The sequence below is a fragment of the Natribaculum luteum genome (assembly GCF_023008545.1).
Classification (GTDB): Archaea; Halobacteriota; Halobacteria; order Halobacteriales; family Natrialbaceae; genus Natribaculum; species Natribaculum luteum.
Genome location: NZ_CP095397.1, coordinates 1,179,644 through 1,198,035 on the forward strand (window position 1 = coordinate 1,179,644; position 18,392 = coordinate 1,198,035).

Below are 18,392 nucleotides of genomic sequence, written 5' to 3' on the forward strand. Positions count from 1 at the left end.
ACCGATCACGGCGTACACGGACACGAACTTATATTAGCGATGAATTGTCAATGGTAATCATCTAACAGGTCATGCTCGACGTATCTCGAGAGGAAATAACCGACGGCTCGCTCACGAAGGCGTTAGTCGTCCTCGCAGCACCGCTTCTGGTCCAGAATCTCGTCCAGGTACTCCAGCAGGTCGTCGACATCTTCTGGCTCGGGCGACTCGGCGGCGACGCCGTCGCGGCTGTCGGACTGAACTTCCCGATCACCGGCTTGCTCGCGACCGTCGCCGTCGGAGCCAGCGTCGGGACGCAGGTCGTCGTCTCCCAGCGTGCCGGTGGCGACGACCTCGAGGCGAGTCGGCGCGGCGCGGTCAACGGGACGGTCCTCGGGTTCGTCGCCGGACTCGTGGTCGGTCTCGTCACTGCTCTGTTCGCACGGGACGTCGTCGGACTGTTCGGCGCGAGCCCGAACCTGGAGGGGATGGCTGCCGCGTATCTCGCCGTCTACGCCCTCGCGATGCCGATCCTCGCGACGAGCGACGTCTTAGAGGCGAGTTTCGTCGGCTGGGGCGACTCCCGGGCGGCGCTATACATCAACGTCGTCGCCGTCGGGCTCAACGTCGTCCTCGATCCGTTGCTCATCTTCGGGTGGGGACCGTTCCCCGCCCTCGGCGTCGCCGGGGCCGCCCTCGCGACCGCGACCGGCTACGCGGGCGGACTCGCACTCGCGGTCGCGATGGCAGTCCGCGGACGAGACGGGTTCGTCGTCGACCGGACGGTGATGGAGTTTCGACGCGACGACGTCCTCGAGATCGTCAACGTCGGCTGGCCGAACGCCGGTCAGTTCCTCGTCAGCCAGTCGGTCCGCGTGGTGATGGTCGCCATCGTCCTCGTGGCGGGCGGCGACGCAGGGCTGGCGGCGTACACGATCGGCGCGCGCGTCGCGAGCATCTCGTTTATCCCCGCGATCGGGCTCCAGCAGGCCGCACAGAGCGTCGTCGGCCAGAACCTCGGTGCTGGAAAGCCCGCCCGCGCGAGACAGGCCACCTGGACCGGCGTCGCCATCGCCGGCGGCGCACTCACCGTCGTCGGCGTCGTCCAGTGGATCGTCCCGGAGCCGCTGACCCACGTCTTCGTCCCCGACGTGACCGCGACCGAACTCGAGTTGACCGTCGAGTACCTGCGGATCCTCGCGTACGGCTACTGGGCCATCGGCGCGATGTACCTCCTCCAGGGCGGGTTCAACGGTGCCCGCCGGACGCGGACGAGCCTCGTGGCCAGCCTGTTGCAGTACTGGGTGGTCCGCCTGCCGATCGCGGCCGCCGGCGTGTACGTCCTCGAGATGGGCGCCTCGGGCGTCTTCTGGGCTGTCACGCTCTCGAACGTCGCCGCCGCGGTCGGACTCGGCCTCTACTACTGGCACGAGACGACGAACGGCATGAACGCTCGAGCGGCGGACGAGGCGACGGCGGCGGCGAGCGATTGAGAGCGACGGACACGGTCCGTATACGGACGTCTCGAGACCGTCGCATCGTCACCTGCCGCGATAGCTTTACAGACGCCAGTGAGAAACGGTGAGCCATGAGCGACGGGTCGACGCCGGACTGGCTCCACCTCGGGGAGGGTGAGGCGGTCGTCTGGGAGAGCCGACCACATCCCGTCGCGATGGGGTCGAGACTGCTCGTCGGCGTGTCGCTCGTGCTCGTCGGGTTCCTGGTCGCCGTCTGGGGAGCGGCCGACGGCGTCGGCGTAGTGACGGCGATCGGACTCGTCGTCGCGATCGTCGGTGCCGGCCTCGCAGTCGTACGGTACGTCCACTGGACTACGACAAGATACGTCATCACTACCTCCGAACTCTACGAGAAACGCGGCGTCGTCTCGAGGGACGTCACCCAGTTTCGCCTCGATCGCATCCAGAACACGAGCCTGCGCCAGTCGGCGCTGGGGCGACTGCTCGGCTACGGCAACCTGACCGTCTACACGGCCGGTTCCGGCGACCCGGAGCTGACGTTCCAGCGTCTCTCACGCCCCCACGAGGCGAGTACCGTGCTCTCGGAACAGCTCGACGACCTCGAGGTTCGCTCGTCGACCTGATCGACGCCGTCGGTCGCGACAGAAACGCCTTTGACCGGCCGCTCCCCGTCTCCGTGTGATGGAGGTCGCCGAGGTTCTGCCAGAGTTCGCCGACGCGTTCGCCTTCGAGGAGTTCAACCGGATGCAACGCGAGGCCCTGCCCGCACTGCTCGAGCGCGAGGAGAACGTGGTCGCGAGCGCGCCGACCGCGTCCGGAAAGACGGCCCTCGCAGAACTCGCGATCTGCAAGGCACTCGCCGACGACGGGACGGCGTTGTTTATCGCTCCGCTGCGGGCGCTGACCAACGAGAAAGAGAGCGACTGGGATCGCTTCGAGGAACTCGGCTACTCGGTGTACGTCGTCACGGGCGAACGCGAGTTGAACCCCCGGCGAGCGCGACGCGCGGACATCCTCGTGATGACGCCGGAGAAACTCGACTCGGCGACCAGGAAACACGACTCGCGACGGTACGACTTCGTCACCGACGTCGACGTCTGCGTCATCGACGAGGTCCACCTGCTCGACGCCGACCGGCGGGGGGCGGTACTCGAGGTGACGATCTCGCGGCTCCGACGGCTCTGTTCGCCCCGGATCGTCGCGCTGTCGGCGACGATGCCGAACGTCGACGACGTGGCGGCGTGGCTCGACGCCCCGCCGGCGTGTACCTTCGAGTTCGGCGACGAGTACCGCCCGGTCGACCTGAACGCCGGCGTGAAGACCTACACGCACGGCGAGAACTCCTTCGCGGACAAGTACCGTCGCCTGTATCGAGCGCTGGATCTGGCGGAACCCCACCTCAGGGAGGACGGCCAGGCGCTCGTGTTCGTCGCCTCGCGCCAGGACACGGTACAGGCGGCGAAGAAGGCCAGAGACGAGATTGCCGAACGCGACGTCCCGATGGGCGCACGCGGTGACTACGACTTTCACACGGAGAGTAAAGAACTCGAGAACGACACGCTGCGCAACTCCGTGCTCGACGGCGTCGCGTTCCACCACGCGGGTCTGTCGAAAAACGACAAGGACCTCGTCGAGGCGTGGTTCAAGGAGGGGAAGATCGAACTGCTGTTTTCGACCTCGACGCTCGCGTGGGGGGTCAACCTGCCGGCTCGCTGCGTGGTCATCCGCGACACGAAACTCCACGACCCGCTCGAGGGCGAGGTCGACATGAGCCCCCTCGACGTCTTGCAGATGCTCGGCCGGGCCGGTCGGCCGGGCTACGACGACGTCGGCTACGGCTGGGTCGTTTGCGACGCGGCGGAGGCGGACAAGTACCGCCGACTGCTGCGCGACGGCAAGGAGATCGAGTCGCGACTGGCCGACGACGTAGACGCCCACCTCAACGCCGAGATCGCGATGGGCACGATCACCGACCTGGAGGACGTCATGGAGTGGCTCGAGACCACCTTCTACTACGTCCGCGGCCAGTCGCAACCGGAGGCGTACGACTTCCCGAACCTCACGAAGAACGTCCGGGACACGCTCGAGGGACTGGTCGAAGAGGGGTTCGTCGAGACGGGCGAAGACCTCTCGATCGAGGCGACCCCGCTCGGCGTCCTCGCCTCGAAGTACTACCTCAGACTCGACACCGCCGCACGCTTCGCTCGACTGTGCGAGCACGACCAAATCGGCGACGGCGACGTCCTCGAGGCCGTCGCGACCGCCGCGGAGTTCGACTCGGTGTCGGCCCGGCAGTCCGAACGGGACGCGATAAACGCGGTGCTCGTCGGGCAAGAGACCGGCGACCTCGAGGCGGGCGAGCGGAAGGTGCTCGCCATCCTCCGCGGAGCGGCGAGCGGGACGACGCCCGCCGAACTCAGGAGCGACGCGTGGGTGATCCGCCAGAACTCCCTGCGACTGCTCGCGGCGCTACGGGCCTTCCTCGACCGGTTTCACGGGCCGCACGCAGCGAACCTCGCCCGCCGACTCGAGGCGCGGATCGAAAACGGCGTCGCCGAGGACGCCGTCGGGCTGACGGGGATCGACGGCGTCGGCTCGGGCCGGGCGAGCAAACTCTCGAAAGAGGGGCTCTCGACGCCGCGCGACGTCGTCGACGCGGGTGTCGCCGGCCTGGTCGACGCCGGCCTCTCGGAGGGCGTCGCCGAACGCGTCTACGAGGGCGCACAGTCGCTTCCAGCGCTCGACCTCGAGTGGGGGACGTTCCCCGAATCGGTCGCGACGGGCGAAAGCGACGTCCACGAGGTGACCGTCAGAAACGTCGGCGAACCTGCCCGGGCCGGAATCCGTGTCACCGTCAACGGCGTCGAGATGACGAGTACGAGCACCTACCTCCGTGACGAGGAGACTGTCCCAGTGGGCGTCTTCGGCGCGAACGAAGACGAACTCGAGTTTACCGTCAGCGTGGCGTTTCCGGGGGAGCCGCTGGTCCCGCTCGAGGAGACGCGTACCGTCGCGGTGAACTAGTTACCTGTGAGTCGACGACCGCGTCCAGTCGTAGGTCGCAAAGAGCTGTTTAGCACCGTCGTGTTCGCCGACGAGCCACAGGGTCGTCTCCTGGCCGCACGCGCGCAGTTCGTCTTCAGAACGGAGCGTCACGGCGTTTCCGGCGGTCGCCTCGAGGTGGACGTCGACGTCGCAGTCGGGGCTGCGAATCGAAACGCCGTCGACGCGTTCGGCCGACTTGACGACGAACGTGACCGCGTCTTCACGGCTTTGGTCGTCGATGCCGATGCCGACGTCGAGTGGCGGTCCGGCGTTGCCGTCGTAGCTCGTACCGTAGGCGTCGACGTTCCAGTCGTACGAGGCAACCGTCCGTTCGGTCTCTCCGTACTCGCCGACGACGTCGATGGTCGCCTCGTCCTCGCAGTCGGCGAGCTCGTCGTCGACGGTGAGCGACACCGAGGCGTTGAGCGCGGTCTCGAGGTCCGCCTCGACGTCGCAGTCCCGTCCCTCGATGCGAAATCGGTCTGCCCGGTCGAGTTTCATCACGGAGACGCTGAGTCCGTCGCCGTAGTCCTGAAAACGGAACGTCGCTCGAGGACCCTGACCAGCGTCGTCTGTAGGCGCGTCGTTCTCCCTATCGTCGGCGCTACCGTCCGAACGGAGCTCCGTTCTCGAGTCGTCGCGCTCGTCGCCCAGACAGCCGGCGAAGACGGCTGTCGCAGCGAGTCCCCCGAGCAACGTCCGTCTCGCGAGCATACCAACCGTTGCGAACAAAAGTATAAAAAAGGAGAGTATGAACGACCGCTCGAGTCGACGGACGACGGGCCGAGTCACTCGAGCAGTGCCAGCACCGTCCGCCGAAGCTCGTCGGGATCGTCGACGACGACGTCCGCTTCGGAGAGGTCGAGGTCGTCGTGGGCGTCGATCCTGTAGGCGACCGCCGTCGTCCCCGCTCGAGCGGCAGCCTCGACGCCGTGCTCGGAGTCCTCGACGGCGAGACACTCCTCGACTGGAACGTCGATCGCGTCGGCGGCGTACTCGTAGACGTCGGGTTCGGGCTTGCCTGCCCCGTCGATCTCCTCCGTGCTGACAACCGCGTCGAACGCCTCCTCGAGGTCGAACCGCTCGAGGACCGTGTCGATCCAGTCGTGGGGCGACGAGGAGACGAGGCCGACCGCGACGCCGCGGTCACGGAGCGCCGCGAGGAGGTCGTGAAAGCCTTCGAGCAGCGAGACGCGTTCCGTGTAGAGCGTGGCTGCCGTCTCGTCGAAGATCTCGAGAAACTCCTCCCGGGAGACGGCCGTACCGTATTCGGACTCGAGGTAGTCGTAGATTTCGCGGTAGTTCATCCCGGTGATCTCGGCGATGGCGACCTCGGCGTCCGGGACGACGCGTGGCAGGATCGTCTCGCGCTCGAGTTCGACCCAGTAGTCTTCGCTGTCGACGATCACGCCGTCCATGTCGAAGAGTACGGCACTCATGACGTGTCCCCGATATTTGCCGGGGGTCTATAGCCGTTCGGTCTGCGGCAGAGCGGCGGGTTCGCGACGCAGTCATCGGGCGGCGAACGAGCGACCGACGCCGACGGTCGTACCGACGGGTGCGAGTCGGTTCCGGGGCACCCGTGATACGGACCGCTGTCCGTCCGTCCCGCAGCGACCGCGTCCCGTCGGGCGGTCGCTGCGGAAAAGAGGGATAGCAGACCGTATGACCCGTCGTGGAGTTGCCTTGGAACACAGTCACAGCCACCAGTATCACCGAACGACCTCGCCGCGACGCTCGTATTCCATCTCGCGGGCGACCCGATCCGCCACGTTCGCGCCGTACTCGCGCTCGAGGAGCCACAGCGCGAGGTCCAGTCCGGAGGTGACCCCGCCCGCGGTGAGGACGTCGCCGTCGTCGACGACGCGTGCGTCGGTTACGTCCGCAGTCTCGGCGAGGTCGTCGATCGCTCCGTGGTGGGTGATCGCGGGCCGACCCTCGAGGAGCCCGGCCGCCTCGAGAATCATCGCGCCGGTACAGACGGACGCGACCGTCGTCCCCGTTTCGTAGGCGGCGGCGACTGCATCGGGTAGTTGCCCCCTCTCGACGACGCGTCGAACGCCGCCGTCGCCGGTCGTCCACCCGCCGCCGGGAACGAGAAGCAGGTCCGGTTCGCCGAGAACGCCGTCGGGACCGACCCGGAGGCCGTGGCCCGCCGTCACGACCGCCGTCGGCTCGAGGGTTACCAGTCGCGTCTCGAGGTTGGCACCCGCCCGCGCACCGTTCGCGAGGACCTCGTAGGGGCCGATCGCGTCGAGTTCGTCGAACCCGTCGAACAGGACGACCTCCGCGGTATCGCTCATGCGACTCCCTGGCGTGAGATACGTAAACGCTTTTCGTCCCGACGTAGGCCACAGCTATTTTTCCCGCCGGAGCCAGGGTCGAACCGATGACGAACATCGGTATCGTCGGCGCGGGCACGGCGGCGAGCGCGACCGCGACCGTGCTCGATCGGACGGTTCCGGAGGCGGGCGTGACGATCCTCGAGAAGTCGGGTGGGCTCTGCGGGCGCGCCGCGACGCGTCGCCGCGGCGACGTCACCTACGACTACGGCGCGAACTACGTCAAGGCCGACGACGAGCGCGTCGTCGAACTCCTGACGGAGACGCTCGAGACCGACGGGCTCGTGGACGTGACCGAGCCGATCTGGACGTTCGACCGCGATGGGAACGTCTCGCCGGGTCGGGACGCCGACGCGCACAAGTGGAGCTACCGTCGGGGGCTCACCCAGATCGCCAAGCGGCTCCTCGGCGGGACGGACGTGACGGTCCATCGTCGAACGCGGGTCGAGCGGATCGTCCACGACGGGGAGACGTGGTGGCTGACCGACGCCGACGGGGGCGAGTGGGGGCCGTTCGACGTCCTCGTGTTGAACCCGCCCGCACCGCAGACGGCAGCGTTGCTCGCCGACGCCGACTGGGACCACCATCTCCGGGACGACCTCGCGACTGCCGCCGCCGAGGTTCCGTACCGGACGATCTGGACCGCCGTCCTCGGCTACGGGTTCGAACTCGAGGCCCCCTACTACGCGCTCGTGAATCCGGGGAAAGACCACGAGATCGGCTGGATCGCCCGTGAGGAGTGCAAACCGGGCCACGTCCCCGACGGAGAGTCGGTGCTGGTCGTGCAGGCGAGCCACGAGTGGTCCGTCGAGCACTACGACGCCCCGCCCGCTGAGAACGTCGCCACCCTCGCGTCGACGACCGCCGACGTGATCGGCGACCAGCGCCTGGCCGACCCGGCCTGGACCGACCATCAGGGCTGGCGCTACGCGTTACCCGAGGGACGCGCTCCTGCCGGCCCGCTCGAGTCCGCCGAGGAGCACGACCTCTACTTCGTCGGCGACTGGGTCGTCGGCGAGGGTCGTCTCCACGCCGCAGTTCGCAACGGCCTCGAGACGGGCGAGCGGCTCGTCAATTCCCTCTGATCACTCCTGGTGGCTCGATCGCGAAACCGCCGCGGGTTTAAGTACGAAAGCGAGGCCATCGTCCCCATGATCGACGACGCAATCCGCGTGCTCGCAGGCGACTGTACGGTCATCACGGACGGGACAGACCGCGAGGAGTACCGCGGTCGCGTGACGACGCTCGTCAAGCCGGACAACACCGTGCTCGTCCACGACGTCGACGGCTACCAGCCCGTCGCCTGGCTCACCCGCGCCGACAGCGTCTCGAGCGACCGCGCGGACGGCTTCAGCCTCGTCGCCAAGAAGGGAAGACAGAGCCTCCGTATCGCGGCCCACGACCAGGATGGCTTCGCCAACTACCCATCCTCGGCGGCCGGAACGCCGGTCGGCGACTGTCCGAACTGTGGCGGGGCCCTCGTCCGGTCGTCCGGTGGCGTCGGCTGTGTCGACTGTGACACCCGGTACAGTCTGCCGGCCGACGCGACGGTCCGCGACGAGCGCTGTGAGTGTGGCCTCCCCCGCATGCGCGTCGAGCGCGGTCTCGCGTTCGACGTCTGCATCGATCGCGACTGCGAGTCGCTCGACGACGCCGTCCGGGAGGCGTTCGACCGCGAGTGGACGTGTCCGAACTGCGGCGGCGACCTCCGAATCCTCCGCCGTGGCGGCCTGATCGCCGGCTGTGAGAACTACCCCGAGTGTGACACCGGCTACGCGATCCCCGCCGGCGTCGTCGACGGCGAGTGCGGCTGTGGCCTCCCGACGTTCGAGACCAGGAGCGGACGGCGCTGTCTCGACGCGACCTGCGAACGGCTCCTCGAGACGTCGACAGAGGCGCAGCCGGATCCGTGAGCGACGCGGTCGATCCAGACGGTCTGTCGTACCGATTTCCCGGCACAGCCGCAGACGGTTCGCGGTCGTGCTGGAACTGACGTACAACGGTCCGTATCACAGCCCCTATGTGCCGGGCGACCGAGGGTCGGGTATGGCACTCGAGGGACGGTTCGACGACGGCGTCGTCCGCGTCGCAGGGGACGCACGCCAGCGCTACCACGACGCACGCGGCTACGGCTATCCACTCGAGGGCAACGAGATCGCGCTCGCGCCGGTCGAGGCGGCCCACCTGCTGTACCGGGGCGACCTCGAGGCGGTCGTCGACGACGGGAAACGGCTCACGTTCCGGGAGTTCGCCGCGCGCGAACCGGGCGAGGACTTCGGCGTCGAGTTTCTCGTCTACGCCGATCTGCGCTCGCGGGGCTTTTACCTCTCGCCGGCCAGCGAGCCGTGGATCGACGATCCGCCCGACGCCGACTTCGCCGTCTTTCCCCGCGGGAAGGGGCCGAGAGACGGCGAGATCGCCTACGCCCTGCGGGTGATCGGCGAGCGAACCGACGTCCCCGCCGCCGACCTGCAGGAAGGCGTCCTCGCGGTCGTCGACGAGGAAAGCGAGATCACGTACTTCGAGGTCGGCCGCGAGGAGATCACGGGCTCGTCGGCGACGACGCTCCCGACGGGCGTCGAAGCCGATCTACTGGCGGATCGGGTCGTCCTCTGGGATCCGCCACACGAACTCTACGAGCGGACGTTCTACGGCCAGCCCCTCGAGGGTCGGGAGTACGACCGGCCCACACTACAGTGCTCGCTGCTCGAGGCGGCCCACCTCGCGGAAGCGGGGGCGGTCGACCTCGACTCCGAGACCGTCACAGAGCGTGGCCGCGAGGTCGAAGGCGAGCGGTTCGACCGGCGACTGCGCGTGTACACGACCCTGCGCGAGCGTGGCGTCGTCCCGAAGACGGGCTACAAGTTCGGTGCCGACTTCCGGACGTACGCCGACGTGGAGTCGGTCGACGAACTGGGACACTCCGAACTGTTGATCCGGGTGCTCCCCGAAGACCACGTCTTCGAGCCGCGGGACCTCGCCCTCGACGTCCGACTCGCTCACGGCGTCCGCAAGACGATGGCGTTCGCGCTGGTCGGCGAAGCGGGAATCGAGTGGTGGGCGCTCGAGCGACTGACCCCCTGATCGGTGGAAAGCGAAGGTTTTTGCGCCACGGGGGGCGAAAGCGGGCATAATGACCGGAGACGACCCACTCGATGAGGGGACAGCACCCCAGGCAGACGGCGGCGAGCGAGCCGCGTCCGAGCCGCACACTGACGGCGGTGTCGCGGGCGCAGACGACGTGACGCTCGACCCGTGGGGGTCGTCGACCGTCTCCGACTACCGCAAACTGTTCGAGGAGTTCGGCATCGAGGAGTTCGACGAGATCCTCGCCGACGTGCCGAATCCACACTACCTGATGCGTCGCGGCGTCATCTTCGGCCACCGCGACTACCGGCCCGTGGCCGAGGCAATGCAAGAGGGCGAGCCGTTCGCCGCGCTGTCGGGGTTCATGCCGACCGGCGACCCCCACATCGGACACAAACTGGTGTTCGACGAGATCATCTGGCACCAACGACAGGGTGGAGACGCCTACGCGCTGATCGCCGATCTCGAGGCTCACTCCGCTCGCGGCCTCTCCTGGGACGAGATCGACGAACACGCTCGCAACTACCTCCTCTCGCTGCTGGCGCTCGGGTTCGACCCCGAGGAGGGGACCCTCTACCGGCAGTCGGAAAACCGCGAGGTCCAGGACCTGGCGTTCGAACTCGGGATCGAGGCGAACTTCTCCGAACTCGGGGCGATCTACGGCTTCGACGGCGAGACCGACGTCTCGCACATGCAGTCGGTCGTCACGCAGATGGCCGACATCCTCTACCCGCAACTCGAGGAGCCAAAGCCGACGGTGATCCCGGTCGGGCCGGACCAGGACCCACACGTCCGGCTGGCTCGCGACCTCGCCGCCCGGATGCGCTTTTTCAAGGTCACGAAGGCGTACGCGAGTTTCGAGTTGACCGACGACGAGCGTGCGCTCGTCGCCCGGGCCTACGACGCTCGCGAGGAGTACGCCGAGGACCCCGAGATGCCCCGCTGTGAGGGGGCAGCCACCTGGCTCGAGGCCGAGAGAGCGACGGCGGACGGCCTCCCCGCCGACGACGTGACCCTCGAGTCGACGGTCGAGAAACTCGAGAACGGCGGAAAAGAGCCGCTCCGACCGCGGACCCGCTTTTTCGATCGGCAGGCGACCGACGAGGCGTTCGAGGCGCTGATCGACGCCGTCGAGGGCGAAAAGCGGGTCTACGAGAGCCACGTCGACGCCTTCGACCTCGAGGTCGCCGAGGCGGAGGAACTCGCACGCAGACTCGAGGTCGAGCACGGCGGTTACGGCTTCCTCCCGCCGTCGTCGATCTACCACCGGTTCATGACCGGGCTGACCGGCGGCAAGATGTCCTCGTCGATCCCGGCCAGCCACATCTCGCTTTTGGACGACCCCGAGGAGGGGTACGACAAGGTGAAGTCGGCGACGACCGGCGGCCGCGAGACCGCAGCGGAGCAACGCGAGAAGGGCGGCCGGGCCGACGAGTGTCCGGTCTACGAACTGTACGCCTACCTGCTCGCGGGCGATGACGACGAGTTCGCCAAACGCGTCTACGACGAGTGCGTCGGCGGCGAGCGCCTCTGTGGCGACTGCAAAGAGCAGGCCGCCCAGCTCATGCGGGAGTTCCTCGAGGACCACCAGGAGAAACGCGCGGAAGTCGAGGAGTTGCTCGAGGCGGCCGACGTCACCCTCGAGTCGCCGCGACGCTAATTTCACAGTTTAGTTCACACTATTTTTCGTCTGACGGAAGACGTAAACCCGAGTCCGTTGAACGGGCGCGTATGAAGCGGTCTCGAGAGGACGTGCTGGTGTGTGCGGACGTCCTCGGCGCGTTCGGCGTGACGCCGGCGGACGTCCGGTCGGCGGATCAGCCCACCGAGACGTCACTCGAGACGGCACTCGAGGACGCGCTCCGCGACGCCCGCGACCGGACGGCGTTTCTGCGCCAGACGATCTGTCGATCGGCCCGCGGCGTCGACTGTTCTGCACGCTACTCGAGGGAGACGCTCCGGCGAGGGCTGACGACGGCGTTCGCAGCCGTCGACTGGTCGCTCTCGATTGCCGGTCACGGCGGGGAACTCCGACTCGAGGCGACCGACCCGGCGGGACGGAGCCGCGAGACGACGATCAGCTATCCGGAGACGCCGCTCGGGACGGACAATCTTCCGGCTGTCCTCTACGCGATCAACGAGCGGGTGCTCGGCGGGGTCGACGCTCGCTTCGTGCTCCTCTCGTCGGGCGTCGACCGCTGGCGGGCGGCGCTGATCGAACCCGACGAACTCGAGCGCGTCCGAGAACAGTACGGCGACCGCGTCTCGGCGTTCGATCGGCCGTTGGTGCCCGAGCACGACCCGATCGCGTACGTCCCCGACGAGCGGGAGACGGCGTGTGACCCGTGGCCGCCGTGGGCGGCCGATCGACGTGGCCGAGCCGGCGTCGACGCGAGCGCGCCAGCGGAGACGACTGCGGCCGGCGGGGACGGGGTCGAATCGCTCATCGACGAAGCGGAACCAGCTCGAGCGGCGTCGTCACCGACGGCGGAAGCGGGCGACGCGGCGGAGCCGGACGGACCGGACAGGCGCGGCGGACTCGAGATCGTGGGCGGTTCACCGACGGTCTCGCGACGACCCGCCGACGCAGCCGACTCGACCGGCGACGCCGGCGACAGGTCGGACGGAGGCGACTCGAGCGTGGGCGACCGGCCGGGCGAGACGGAGACTGGCCCAGGATCGACGGGCGATCGAAACGATCGGGCGTCGGTCGTCTCGCGGCGAACGAAGCGATCGACGGACGCCTCGGGCTTTGGAACGCTCTCGGGGAGCGCGAAGACGGCGCGGGTCTCGAACGACTCGTTCGGCGCAGGCGTCGAGAGCCAGACGGAAGACGACCGATACCGGGCGCTCGGCGCGGCGCTTGGGACTGGCAAGAGCGTCTCGGTGAAAGGACTGCTCGACGACGACGAGTTCCTCCCGGAACTCCCGGCGTCGGGGCCCGACGAGACGCGCATCGAGTTCGAAGACGAGTTCGATCCGGGCGCGATGTCGGAAGCGAAGGCGGCCGCCGAGGAGTCGGGCTTCGTCTGGGTCGACGCCGGGTCGGTCGAGACGACCCGCGTCTCGAACGGGTAGCGGCGAGCCACCACGGTTTTGCCGTCGGCCCGCGAGTCGTCGCGTATGGAGGTCCACCACGTCACGGAAGACGCCGAGACGTTCACGTGTAACGCGTATCTGGCCGTCGGCGAGCGGACGGTGCTCGTCGACGCGGGCACCTACGATGGCGTCGTCGACGAGATCCGCGAACACACGGACGACGTCGACGCCGTCGTCCTCACCCACCAGCACGGCGACCACGTCGAGCAACTCGAGGCCGTCTGCGAGGCGTTCGACCCCGAGGTGTACGCCTACGCGGACCACCCGCTGCGGACCCACTCGATCGACGACGGGGAGACGGTCGCGATCGGCGACGAGTCGTTCGAGGTCGTCTACACGCCGGGACACGCTGACGACCACGTCTCGCTGGTCTCCGAGACGACGCTTTACTCCGGCGACGTGGTCGTCCACGACGACGGCGCGTTCGACTACGGAAGCTTCGGCCGGACCGACATGCCCGGTCAGTCACGCGAACGGCTCATCGAGAGCATCGAGGACTTGCTCTCCCGTATGCCCGACTCTGTCGAGCACATGTACGCCGGCCACGGCGGCGTCTTCCACGGCGACGTCCGCGACGTCGTGGCGACGGCACTCGAGCGCGCCGAGAAACGCGAACCGAAGTACCCCGACGAGTAGACTCGAGGCCGATCGCGCGACGATCGCCAACGCTAGTCGGACTACAGAGTCAGGTGGGGGAGAGTGTCGACGAGACGGTGAGTCGATCGTCGAGCGGATCGAAGCAGAGAACGGATTAGGCGCTGCGGGCTTCCTTCGCCTTGGGACGGAGTTTGTCGTAGCCACACTTGCGGCAGCGCTCGGCTCCCGGCGGGTTGCGAGCGTTACAGCGCATGCAGATCTGTTTCTCGAGCATTCGCTTTTCCGCGGCGTCGAAACTGGCCATGTCGGTGCGTTCGCCCGTGGTGCATTTAACCGCTGTGATCCGCAGGTCGGTCGCGTCTCGACCGATCGGCCGCGATCACTCCTCGTCGGCCAGGTAGTCGTCCTGGACGGCGACGACCTCGCTCGAGTCCGTACAGTCGGCGTACCGTCGAAGCGGTTCCTCGTTGAGCGTCAGGAACGTCTCGCCCCAGCGAAACGGCTCGAGGAGGCGTTCGGCCTGCTCGCGCTCGCCGAGGATGACGAGGCCGGCGGCGAGCGCCTCGGCCGTCGTCAGCCGGAACGGGCGACCGTAGTTGACCGGGTTGGCGGCGACGAGGAACGGAAGCGCGCGGTGGATGCCCTGCATCGAGAAGGCGGCTTCGCCGGCGGACTCCCAGGAACAGTCCAGCGCGACGAGGGTGTCGATCGCGTCGTCGGCGTCGGCCGGCGAGAGCGCCTGTTCGGCGTGGGGGTTGAGCACGACGCCGTAGGGGACGCCCCGCATCGAGCGGTGGAGCGTCGCGCGGTCGAAGCGCTCGAGGCGACGGGCCGTGCACTTGTCGGGGTCGTCGTCGCCCTCGTAGTAGACGTGGACTTCCACGCGCGGGTCTAGGGACGGACTCGAGAAAAGCGACCCGACTCGCCGTCACGGCGCTGGTCGCGAGTCAGTTCCGGTGTGACCCGACGCAACGAGTTACGGTCGCACCGAGAGGCGGTTTCGACCGGATTGTCAGCCCTCGTGGATCGCCTCGCCGCGGTTGAGGCGGGTGGCGATCGTGAACGTCTGTTCGGCCTCCCGCCGGGTGGGGAAGTGGGCGGCCATGTAGCGGGCGGTGGCGATCATCGGGATTCGGCGGGTCCGCACTGCGCGCTCGCTCGCAGCGTCGCCGAAGCGCCGCGTTGCGTCGTCGAACTGCTGAAACGCGGCTTCGACGTTCTGGAGCGTGTGGAAGCCGGCGTCCTCGCGCAGGAGGCCGTGCCCGAGGGTCCGCTTCAGCGCGGCGGGGTCGCCGCCGCAGTCGAAGAACTCGCCGACGAGGCGGCCGGCCTCGTCGACGCGTCCGTCCTCGTCGAACGTCTCGAGGAGGTTCTGCCGGACGGCGTCGGGGTCGCGGCCGGTGTCGTGCTCGGCGGGATCGGGAATCGGCGCTGGCGGCGTGTTGAGGAACCGATCGAGGTAGACGCTCGTCGCGCCGTCGAAGACGCCCCGGTAGAGTTCGACGGCGTCCGTCCGCCGCGTCGCCTGGTGGACCGCGTTGGCGTACGTGAAGGTGTGGTGGACGGTGTTCCAGTCGTCGAACTCGTTTGCCGTGCCGAACTGCGCGACGCGGGTCGCGGCGGCGGAGGCGACTTCAGCGGCGAGGTCCTCGGGTGTCGCTCCCGACCGGACGGCGTCGGCGAGCGCGTCGACGATGACCTCGGGGTCGTCGGACAGCAGCGTCGCCCGGAAGTCGTCTGGGACGGTCCACTCGTCACCGTCGCCCTCGCTCGCGAGGGCGGCGAGGCCGCTCGTCTCGGTCACGTCGCCGCCGTAGACGTCCTCGAGCAGTTCCACGAGGTCGATCGGCTGTCGCCACGAGGAGCGTTCGTCGCTGCGAGTCGCGTCGGTCAGGGGATCGACGAGACTCGCGAGCGCGTCGTCGGCGAACTCCCAGCCGACGTGCTCGAGGCTCTCGAAGGCCGTGTTCGCGAAGTCGAGGACGTGGCCGGCCGTGAGGTAGGGGTGGTCGGTCGCGGCGGCGAAGACTATCTCGGCGACCTCGGCCTCGGAGCGGCCAGTCGCGACGGCAGTTCGGAGACAGCGCTCCGCGCCGTCAGAGTCGCGAACCTCGACGCAGTCGCGGAACCACCGTTTGAGGCGGTCGAACGAGACGTCCGAGGTCGAAAACGACGGCTGGTCGAAGTTCGGCGGTTCGTCCGCACAGTCGCTCGCGACGTGGCGAACACCCGTGTACAGCGCCCGCTTTCGGTCCGCGGGCTCGAGGTCGTCGATCACGTTGGCCAGACAGCCGAGGATCGTCAGTCCCGGCCCCCAGCCCGTCTCCCGGTACCGCGTGCCGAACTCGAGCGTCGTCGCCATCGGGTCCCGGTAGTCGACGTCCGCGTCGAGCAGTCCGATCGTCGACTTGGCGACGACGAGTCGGAGGTTCTCCTCGAGACCCGTCTCGAGTCGGTCGGCCCAGTGTTCCGCGGCTGGCCGATCCCGCGTCGGCGAGGGGTCGACGTACACCGTCCCGTCGCGTACCTCGACGGGATAGGTCGGGACGTCGTCGGCCCACGGGTCGAACGTGTCCCCACAGGAGAGTTCGAACCGGGCGTGGTGCCAGTGACAGGTGAGGATGCCGTCGTCGACGGTCCCCTCCGAGAGGGGAAAGCCCATGTGCGGACAGCGGTTGTCCACCGCCCGCACCTCGCCCCCGTGGTGAAAGAGGGCGATCGCCGTTCCGTTCGCCGAGATCACTTTTCGACCCGCGTCTCGCAGTTCCTCGAGGTCCGTCGCCTCGAGGAATTCGTCCGAGATCGTTGCCATGGTCCGACGTAACACAGCGGGCGGCAAAACCGTTCCCTGAAACGAGCTTTTGTCCACGTTCCGAGACGTCGGTCGACGGCATCGCTTTTGGCGGTAGCGGTCCCGACGATTACCATGGACGTCGACGCAGTTGTCAGACGGTACTACGACGCCCTCGACACACACGCCTACGACGCACTCGAGTCGGTGCTCGCGCCCGATTTCGTCCAGCGTCGGCCCGACCGTACGTTCGAGAGTCGGGCGTCGTTCGTCGAGTTCATGCGCGACAGTCGCCCGCAGACCGACACGCGCCACGAACTCCGTGAGGTGATCACGGACGAGAACAGGGTCGTCGTTTGCGGTCGGCTACGCGACGCCGAGGGCGACGAACTGTTCGCGTTCGCGGACGTCTTCGAACTCGAGGACGGCCGGATCGCCGGCCTCGAGACGTACACTCGATAGCCGGATCAGTGAGAGTGTCATAGAACGGCCTGCTGACTCGATGGAAACGCTGCTACTCCAGGAGAGTGTAAACCAAGCAGGGAGCACAAGAGACCGACCTGTATTCCGGGCCGAGTGAGAGGAAGTCGACTTCGTCTGGCAGGACGTGGGCGAACAGGACATCGTCCTCGTCGTCGACGCCGCCGACACTCATGGTACCAACGCAACTCATCCTCGACGAGCAACTCGGGTGCCGTCCCGTCGAGTCTGTTCTCCTGTCAACCCACTCATACAGTTGTGAGTTCGTCGAACATCGCAAACGTATTTCGTTTGCTCATACGTACGGCTGTACCTGCGTGAAAACACTCACTACCCGATGGCAGCGAGAATGTTCCACGACAGGCTACCGGCAGAATCAATTAGCCTTCTCGTCTGTCTCGCATTCGTCTTCTTCAGTCTTCTCTTCGTCGGGTTTGCCGTCCGTCTCGTCCAGGAGGGCGTCCTCCGTGAGGAGTATCTCGAACGGTTCATCGGCGGGTGCATTCTCCGTCTCGAGGTAGCCAACCGCGAACGCGGAGTAGACGGTTCCTCCGGCGAGAGAAACGTCGATTTCGAAAACGCTGGTCTCCCGGTCACCCGCAGGATAGATGACGAGCGGATACTCGCCTTCCGGGACCTCGATATAGCTGGATTCACCGAACGCGACGTTCTCGAACAGCGCGTCCCCATTTTCACCGGCAACGACGTCCACCGCAGGCGCGTCGGGTGAGGCGTGGAGGACGCGAACGCGAGCGGTACCCGAATCGACCGGGCTATTGTCGTCATCGAGAAACAGCGCCTCGAGGGGCTGGTTTTCGGCGGCCACTTCGCCGACCACTGCGAGGAGACCGTCGAGGGTGGGGTCCACGTCGCCGGCCTCGACGGTCTCCTCGAGCACTGCCTCGGCCGGGTCTTCACCGGCGGGAACGACCTGGATCGTGTACGTGCCAGGCTCGAGGTCGCGGTAGGGGGTGACCGTCCGGTACGAGAGGCCCTCGCGGACCCGCTCTCCGTCGACGTAGATGTCGATACTGGGCGCGTCGGGTGAGAGGTGTGCAACTCGAGTCCCGAAGCCGGTATCGGTTGACTGGTCGTTCGTTTCGTGGTCACTCGAGGCGGCCGTGGTACTTCCGACGCCACTGACCACCACGAGGCCGCCGCCGATCTGTAGAATTCGCCGTCGGCTCACGCCATCCCTAGTCATGTAACTGTCATGAACGATGATATCGGTGATAGTGCTAACACCTGCAGGCGCAGGCCGATGCAGTTCCGAGGCTCGATACCCAACGCTGTGGGTCTTCCGAGCGAACCACCCGGTATGGGAGAATCCGGATACGTCCACGCCCTGCCGTCGCCGTCGAGTAGGGCAACCTCGAACTGACGATTACGCCCGTCGTGCTGAATCGGTGGCGGACCGACGACCGACCGCACGCACGGCGCGTCGAATCTCGTGCTGCATTCGCGCTCCTGTCAACTGTCCCGACATCAAGGGTC

17 protein-coding genes and 1 pseudogene are annotated in these 18,392 nt (G+C 67.4%); 11 read left to right on the plus strand and 7 right to left on the minus strand.

Features of this window, described 5'->3' with window-relative positions; all coding sequences use genetic code 11:
* Window positions 1–71 precede the first annotated feature (71 nt).
* The 3 genes from MU558_RS06120 (at window position 72) to MU558_RS06130 (ending at window position 4,481) form a co-directional block, all read left to right on the plus strand.
* The gene (locus tag MU558_RS06120; RefSeq protein ID WP_246972910.1) at window positions 72–1,472 is read left to right on the plus strand and encodes an MATE family efflux transporter; all 1,401 of its coding nucleotides are present in this window, start codon (window positions 72–74) and stop codon (window positions 1,470–1,472) included.
* A gap of 95 nt (window positions 1,473–1,567) precedes the next feature.
* Window positions 1,568–2,080: a PH domain-containing protein gene (locus MU558_RS06125; protein WP_246972911.1), complete on the plus strand. Its 513-nt coding sequence runs from the start codon at window positions 1,568–1,570 to the stop codon at window positions 2,078–2,080.
* Between the two features lie 58 nt (window positions 2,081–2,138).
* A complete protein-coding gene (locus MU558_RS06130) occupies window positions 2,139–4,481 on the plus strand; it encodes a DEAD/DEAH box helicase (RefSeq protein ID WP_246972912.1) in 2,343 nt (780 codons plus the stop codon).
* Here MU558_RS06130 and MU558_RS06135 read toward each other — a convergent pair whose 3' ends face one another.
* From MU558_RS06135 to MU558_RS06145, 3 genes are all read right to left on the minus strand, one after another.
* Window positions 4,482–5,216, minus strand: a complete 735-nt coding sequence (locus MU558_RS06135) for a hypothetical protein (RefSeq protein ID WP_246972913.1) — start codon at window positions 5,214–5,216, stop codon at window positions 4,482–4,484.
* 74 nt (window positions 5,217–5,290) lie between these two features.
* The gene (locus tag MU558_RS06140) at window positions 5,291–5,941 is read right to left on the minus strand and encodes an HAD family hydrolase (RefSeq protein ID WP_246972916.1); all 651 of its coding nucleotides are present in this window, start codon (window positions 5,939–5,941) and stop codon (window positions 5,291–5,293) included.
* Between the two features lie 273 nt (window positions 5,942–6,214).
* On the minus strand, window positions 6,215–6,805 hold the full coding sequence (locus tag MU558_RS06145; RefSeq protein ID WP_246972919.1) for a DJ-1/PfpI family protein: 591 nt from the start codon (window positions 6,803–6,805) through the stop codon (window positions 6,215–6,217).
* Between the two features lie 86 nt (window positions 6,806–6,891).
* Between MU558_RS06145 and MU558_RS06150 the strand changes: the two genes are divergently transcribed.
* From MU558_RS06150 to MU558_RS06175, 6 genes are all read left to right on the plus strand, one after another.
* Entirely contained in the window at window positions 6,892–7,929 is a 1,038-nt protein-coding gene (locus MU558_RS06150) for an NAD(P)/FAD-dependent oxidoreductase (protein WP_246972922.1), read from the plus strand.
* Between the two features lie 66 nt (window positions 7,930–7,995).
* Window positions 7,996–8,757, plus strand: a complete 762-nt coding sequence (locus MU558_RS06155; RefSeq protein WP_246972926.1) for a topoisomerase DNA-binding C4 zinc finger domain-containing protein — start codon at window positions 7,996–7,998, stop codon at window positions 8,755–8,757.
* A gap of 133 nt (window positions 8,758–8,890) precedes the next feature.
* Window positions 8,891–9,928 (plus strand): tRNA-intron lyase, encoded by a 1,038-nt coding sequence (gene endA, locus MU558_RS06160; protein ID WP_246972929.1) that lies wholly within the window; start codon window positions 8,891–8,893, stop codon window positions 9,926–9,928.
* Window positions 9,929–9,977: 49 nt separating this feature from the next.
* The gene (locus MU558_RS06165; protein ID WP_246972931.1) at window positions 9,978–11,591 is read left to right on the plus strand and encodes a tryptophan--tRNA ligase; all 1,614 of its coding nucleotides are present in this window, start codon (window positions 9,978–9,980) and stop codon (window positions 11,589–11,591) included.
* 71 nt (window positions 11,592–11,662) lie between these two features.
* Window positions 11,663–13,009 carry a hypothetical protein gene (locus tag MU558_RS06170; RefSeq protein WP_246972934.1) on the plus strand — a complete coding sequence of 449 codons (1,347 nt, stop codon included), beginning with the start codon at window positions 11,663–11,665 and terminating at the stop codon, window positions 13,007–13,009.
* Window positions 13,010–13,054: 45 nt separating this feature from the next.
* The gene (locus MU558_RS06175; protein WP_246972936.1) at window positions 13,055–13,666 is read left to right on the plus strand and encodes an MBL fold metallo-hydrolase; all 612 of its coding nucleotides are present in this window, start codon (window positions 13,055–13,057) and stop codon (window positions 13,664–13,666) included.
* Between the two features lie 115 nt (window positions 13,667–13,781).
* On the opposite strand, the gene MU558_RS06180 is transcribed toward MU558_RS06175, so the two are convergent.
* The 3 genes from MU558_RS06180 to MU558_RS06190 all read right to left on the minus strand — a co-directional run bounded on the left by MU558_RS06180 (window position 13,782) and on the right by MU558_RS06190 (window position 16,439).
* Window positions 13,782–13,931 (minus strand): 50S ribosomal protein L40e, encoded by a 150-nt coding sequence (locus tag MU558_RS06180; protein ID WP_246972938.1) that lies wholly within the window; start codon window positions 13,929–13,931, stop codon window positions 13,782–13,784.
* A gap of 75 nt (window positions 13,932–14,006) precedes the next feature.
* Window positions 14,007–14,510: a DUF367 family protein gene (locus MU558_RS06185; RefSeq protein WP_246972941.1), complete on the minus strand. Its 504-nt coding sequence runs from the start codon at window positions 14,508–14,510 to the stop codon at window positions 14,007–14,009.
* A 129-nt stretch (window positions 14,511–14,639) separates the two neighbouring features.
* On the minus strand, window positions 14,640–16,439 hold the full coding sequence (locus tag MU558_RS06190) for a Rieske (2Fe-2S) protein (RefSeq protein ID WP_246972943.1): 1,800 nt from the start codon (window positions 16,437–16,439) through the stop codon (window positions 14,640–14,642).
* A gap of 114 nt (window positions 16,440–16,553) precedes the next feature.
* Between MU558_RS06190 and MU558_RS06195 the strand changes: the two genes are divergently transcribed.
* Both MU558_RS06195 and MU558_RS06200 read left to right on the plus strand, forming a co-directional pair.
* Window positions 16,554–16,880, plus strand: a complete 327-nt coding sequence (locus tag MU558_RS06195) for a nuclear transport factor 2 family protein (protein WP_246972945.1) — start codon at window positions 16,554–16,556, stop codon at window positions 16,878–16,880.
* A 118-nt stretch (window positions 16,881–16,998) separates the two neighbouring features.
* A pseudogene (locus MU558_RS06200) lies at window positions 16,999–17,082 on the plus strand (Lrp/AsnC family transcriptional regulator); the annotation flags it as partial.
* 192 nt (window positions 17,083–17,274) lie between these two features.
* Here the strand turns inward: MU558_RS06200 and MU558_RS06205 are convergent.
* Complete coding sequence (locus MU558_RS06205; RefSeq protein ID WP_246972947.1) at window positions 17,275–18,102, minus strand: DUF4397 domain-containing protein; 828 nt, start codon at window positions 18,100–18,102, stop codon at window positions 17,275–17,277.
* Window positions 18,103–18,392: the final 290 nt, after the last annotated feature.